4 protein-coding genes and 2 pseudogenes are annotated in these 5218 nt (G+C 62.5%); 3 read left to right on the top strand and 3 right to left on the bottom strand.

Going from position 1 to position 5218, the window contains the following annotated elements:
* Window positions 1-12: 12 nt before the first annotated feature.
* A protein-coding gene (locus IT41_RS20410; RefSeq protein ID WP_139221763.1) for an IS5 family transposase occupies window positions 13-770 on the bottom strand; the annotation gives its coding sequence in 2 pieces (ribosomal slippage) (window positions 13-434 and window positions 434-770; 759 coding nt in all).
* Window positions 771-869: 99 nt separating this feature from the next.
* On the opposite strand from IT41_RS20410, the gene IT41_RS18930 reads away from it, so the two are divergent.
* Entirely contained in the window at window positions 870-1832 is a 963-nt protein-coding gene (locus IT41_RS18930; protein ID WP_139221762.1) for a hypothetical protein, read from the top strand.
* 591 nt (window positions 1833-2423) lie between these two features.
* Here IT41_RS18930 and IT41_RS18925 read toward each other — a convergent pair.
* Window positions 2424-3602 (bottom strand): IS91 family transposase, encoded by a 1179-nt coding sequence (locus IT41_RS18925; RefSeq protein ID WP_036744268.1) that lies wholly within the window; start codon window positions 3600-3602, stop codon window positions 2424-2426.
* A 12-nt stretch (window positions 3603-3614) separates the two neighbouring features.
* Window positions 3615-4478, bottom strand: a complete 864-nt coding sequence (locus IT41_RS18920) for a tyrosine-type recombinase/integrase (RefSeq protein ID WP_036744266.1) — start codon at window positions 4476-4478, stop codon at window positions 3615-3617.
* A 170-nt stretch (window positions 4479-4648) separates the two neighbouring features.
* On the opposite strand from IT41_RS18920, the pseudogene IT41_RS18915 reads away from it, so the two are divergent.
* Window positions 4649-4924 (top strand): annotated as a pseudogene (locus IT41_RS18915) (ParB/Srx family N-terminal domain-containing protein); the annotation flags it as partial.
* Window positions 4913-5201: pseudogene (locus IT41_RS22130) on the top strand (IS5/IS1182 family transposase); the annotation flags it as partial. The pseudogenes IT41_RS18915 and IT41_RS22130, both read left to right, overlap by 12 nt.
* Window positions 5202-5218: the final 17 nt, after the last annotated feature.

Here is a 5218-nt window from a genome sequence, read left to right as displayed (position 1 = left end):
TAGGGTCAGGACTCATAGCCAATAGATGACGATTGCGGCGAGAGCGATTGCGGAAAGGAATACCTTGGGGCAGCGATCATACCGCGTTGCCACACGCCGCCAATCTTTGAGCCTGCCGAACATGATCTCGATCCGGTTGCGCCTTTTGTATCGGCGCTTGTCGTATTTCACGGCGGTCTTGCGCCGTTTTCGACCGGGGATGCAGGGCTTTATCCCTTTGTCTTTCAACGCTTCTCTGAACCAGTCGGCGTCATAGCCGCGGTCCCCGAGTAGCCAGTCGACGTTCGGCAAACTGCCCAGTAACGCACGCGCGCCGATGTAGTCGCTGACCTGCCCGGCGGTGACGAACAGGTTGATCGGGCGGCCCTGGCTATCGCAGATGGCGTGCAGCTTTGTGTTCATGCCGCCCTTGGTCCGGCCAATCAGACGACCACGCCCCCTTTTTTTACGCCCATACTGGTCGCTGTCCGATGTGCCTTGAGGTAGGTCGCATCGATCATTACGGTCTTCTTCTCGACATGCTCGGCGGCCAGTCCTGCCATCATCCGGGCGAAGACGCCCTTATCGCTCCATCGTTTCCAGCGGTTGTAAAGCGTCTTATGCGGCCCGTATTCCGCAGGCGCGTCGCGCCATCGCAAGCCATTGCGATTGATGAAGATAATACCGCTCAGAACCCGACGGTCATCGACACGTGGCTTGCCGTGGGGCTTCGGAAAATAGGGCTCAAGACGGGCCATCTGCGCGTCGCTCAGCCAGAAAAGGTCAGACATGTTCACCGCTCGCTTTTCGAACCGTGAATCACGCAGGCCTGCGGAAATCAATGGGTCCTGACCCTAGCCCAGCTTCCGCTCGACCAGACCTCAGACGCGATGCAACAGGCCCTTGTAGCCATCGTCGGAAGTCGGCGGCGAGACAACAGCGGACCACGGACTGGTAATTTTCAAACCGTCGAGCATCTGACACGTCTGCACCGACTTGCGCATGCGCATGTCCGCCGTGAAGATGATATCAATCGCAACGGAACGGGAGCCTACTCCCCAACGCGGCGCGATGATGCACAGGATGCTCGCGATGAACTTTTCTCCCGGCTCGCTGAGATCCCCGGAAAGGCGACGTATCGCTCGCTGCGTGCGCTGGCCACAGATCATCCGGTTGTCGAGTCTCGGCCATGGATGCGAACGCTTGCGCGTCGAAGGGCAGAAGCAGATGGCGACCTCGAGCCGTGGTCCGAACAACAGTTCAGAGATTTTCACGCCAACCAGACCTTCGTGCCCGGTACGGATCGCCAGCTCTTTGACATCGTCGTTGCGCGCCTGCGAGATATTCGTGATTGGCTCGAAAATGGCGACGACAGCCCATATCAGACTTGGCAGCGGGTGACTTCGGAAACGGAGATGCGTAACCTGATCGCAGGCGAACTTAACCGCCGCGCGCAGGGACGATATACCTGCGCACAGGAAAACGAGTTGGCTAACGCGCAGCGGCCTGACCTATTCGTTCAGGTGCCATTTGTTACCCATCCCGTCCCGATAGAATTGAAATTGCTGGACAAACCTTGGAGCGGGCCCAACCTCCGCGAGCGGCTGAAAAACCAACTGGCGGGTGACTACCTTCGCGAGGGGCGTGGCCGCACGGGCGTCTTCCTCTTGATCTGGACAGGTGCTGCAACGAACCGACGGTGGCAAATCGAGAACCAAACTGTCGGCCTCGCAGAACTGGAGGGTGCGCTCACCAACTACTGGAACAAAATCTCGCAGGAATTCGAGAACGTCGATGCCCTTAGTATCTTGGTCATCGATCTAACGATCCGACTATCCAAGTCAAATGGTTGAGGGCCTGTTCTGGCCTTGGGTCTTTCTGGCTACGCCCCCCCTGCCATGGTTCCTCCCCGGCGCGATCCGTATTCGGGGGGGCGCAGCGCGGAAGTTTGCCAGCGTCAGGCGATTTCACCGGGGAATCCACCCGGAATCCACTTGACCAGCCTGACAGCCGTTTCGACCAATAAAACAAGGCGTTGATCATTCCGGCAGGGTGGATTCCCGGATTCCAAAATCGGAATCCACCGGAATCTGGAGGGTTCCGTGAGGTCCGCGTTGGTGAGGTTGATGCCGTGCGCTGTCGCGGACCTCATTGAAGCCGAATTGAACGAAGCCGCGGGCCTGTGGGGCGCTATGGGGATTGTGGCCTGCGGGCTGGCCCTGGGTGGTGGGCGCGATGGCGGATGCTGCGTTGAATGGCAGCTGGCGGGGTGCTGACAGGGCTTGCATCGGCCTGCCGGGGCGGTCGCAAAGTGCCAGTCTGGCGACGGATCGCCTTTCCTGACGCCCGGAACCCGGGCGATCGGGTCACCCGGCAGCAGGTTATCTGGCCGGTCCTTGTTCGGGTCGGCTTTGGGTCGCGTGGCGATGGTCTGTCGCGGGCGCTCATGAGCTGTCGTTCCAGTAGGGCCTGCCTGGCGGTGCCTGGCCGTGGTACCAGACGGCCAGCGTCACCATCGGGCGGCCGCAGCAGGGACATGGGTGCGGAACGGGTGCTGCCTTCATTGCCGGTCCGGCGCGAACCGTTGTCGCCGGAACCCCTGCGGCCAGCAGCGCCCGGCAAGCTGCGAGCCGGGTCGCGCGCTGGCCGTTGGCAAGGAATCCGTAATGGCGGATGCGGTGAACACCGTCCGGCAGGGTGTGCAGCAGGAAGCGCCGGATGACCTCATCGGCGTCGAGGGTCATCCGCCTCGGTCGGTGGCCATGGCGATAGTCGCGCCAGCGGAACGTCACCTTGCTATCCTCCATGCCGATCAGGCGGGAATTGGCGATGGCGACGCGATGGGTGTAGCGGCTCAGATAGGCCAGCACCTGTTCCGGCCCGCCGAAAGGCGGTTTGGCGTAGACGACCCATTCGCGGCGACCTGCCAAAGTCAGCAGCCCGGTGAAGGCTGGCGGATCGGCGAGGTTGAGGATCTCGCCGAAGAACTGCAGCTGTCCGGCATCGAAGGCGGCGCGCAGTGCCTGCAGAAACAGCCGCCGATAGAGGCGCGACAGCACCCGGACCGGCAGGAAAAAGCCCGGCCGACATGAGATCCAGCAGCTGCCGTCGGGCGACGGCCCGCCACCCGGCACGATGCAGTGCAGGTGCGGGTGATAGTTCAGGGTCTGGCCCCAACTGTGCAGCACCGCGATCAGGCCGATCCCGGCACCGAGATGTTTCGGGTCGGCAGCGATGGCCCGCAGCGTCTCGGCGGCGGTCCGGAACAGGATGCTGTAGACAGCCTTCTTGTTCTGGAAGGCAATGGCTGCGATCTCCGGCGGCAGCGTGAAGACCACATGGAAATAGGGTACCGGCAAAAGGTCGCCTGCCCGCGCGGCCAGCCAGTCGCGCGCTACCGCGCCCTGACATTTGGGGCAATGCCGGTTGCGGCAGGAATTATAGGCGACGCGGACCGTGCCGCAGGCGCGGCAACCCTCGACATGGCCGCCAAGCTCTGCGGTCCGGCACAGTTTGATTGCCGACATCACCCGGCGCTCCACCAGACCGATCCGGCCGGCGCGCGCCTGAACATAGGCAGGTCCATGGCGACGGAAGATATCCGCCACCTCCAGTCCCGGCATGTCGGGACCGCGTCAGTGCGGCGGTGCCGCCCCGATCCCAAGCCGGTCGAACGGGCTCTGCGTGCTGGCGATGACCCGGTTCGACACCGCCGTATAGCGCGCCGTGCTCGACAGGTGGCTGTGCCCGAGCAGCGCCTGGATGACGCGGATATCGGTACCGTTCTCAAGAAGATGCGTGGCGAAGGAATGCCGAAGCGTATGCACGCTCACCTGCTTGTTGATCCGGGCGGCAATCCGCGCCTCGCGGCAGGCGTCGTGCAGGACCGTGACGCTGATCCGGCTGCCCTCATTCCGGCCGGGAAACAGCCAGCCTTTCGGCCGCGCCTGTCGCCAATAGTCCCGCAGGAGTTGCAACAGTTGCACCGACAGCATGGCCTGGCGGTCCTTGCCGCCCTTGCCATGGCGGACCAAAATCACGCCGCGCCCGCTGTCGATATCAGTGACCCTGAGCCCGGCAACCTCGGAAACCCGCAGCCCCGCCGCATAAGCCGTGGTCAGTGCCGTGCGGTTCCTCAGGTCGGATACCGCTTGAAGAAAGCGAACGACTTCCGCCGCAGAAAGGATATCCGGCAGCTTGCGCGGCGCCCGGGCATAAGGGATGAGGTTCGGGATCTCGGACCGGCCCAGCGTCACGCCGTAGAAAAAGCGCAGGGCGCAGACCTTCTGGTTCAGCGAGGGCCAGGAAATGCCCTCCGCCACCAGATGAACCTGAAAGGCCCGGACATCCTCGACACCGAGCAGGTCGGGCGAACGGCCGCAATAACGGCTGAACTTCGACACCGCATTCAGGTAGGATCGTTGCGTTGCCGGTGACAGATTGCGGATCGTCATGTCTTCGATCATGCGTTGCCGCAACGGGCTGATGGACGTGTTCATCGGTGGTGCTCCTGTCCGGATGGATCGGGTGTGAAGAACCGCAATCCTTGCAGACAGGGCACCAATCCCCAAACATCACCAAAAAATGCCGCGATAGCGGCTTCGTTCAATCCACCGCAGTGGAGTCCACCCCGCCAGAAGCCACCCAAACCACAGGACCACCCTGCCCCATGGACCTCGCCTTTGCGCCGCGCCAGATCGAGTTCTGGCCGATCGAGCGGCTGCGCCCCTATACCCGGAACGCGAAGATGCACGGGGCCGATCAGGTCGCTCGGATCGCTGCCAGCATGGCGCGCTTCGGCTGGACCGTGCCCTGCATGGTCGGCGACGACGGCGAACTGATCGCGGGCCACGGCCGGGTGCTGGCAGCGACGGAACTGGGGCTGAGCGAAGTGCCGGTGATCCGGCTCGACCATCTCGTCGAGGCGGAACGCCGAGCCTATCGCGGCCATGGCATAGCACTACCGCGATCCTGATCAGCGGCGCGGCATCACACCGTTCCAGGCAAAGCTCCTGAAACGACGCAGCGCCATCGAATCCAAGATCGGACACATAAAGGCGGAAGGACATCTTGCAAGATGCCCGCTAAAAGACCGCATCGCCGCCGCCGTCTTCGCCGTCCTCTGAGCCTACGGTCACAATATCCGCAAGATCCTGGTCCAACTCGAAGCTCCTTTCACCCTGTTCTTTCAATTGAGCGTGGCGCGAACCGGGAACGAATAACGCCGTCAGGCTTTCTA

The organism is Paracoccus halophilus (genome assembly GCF_000763905.1).
Taxonomy (GTDB): Bacteria; Pseudomonadota; Alphaproteobacteria; order Rhodobacterales; family Rhodobacteraceae; genus Paracoccus; species Paracoccus halophilus.
The sequence above is the reverse complement of the archived record's forward strand: the minus strand, read 5'-3'. Positions and strand labels throughout refer to the sequence as shown.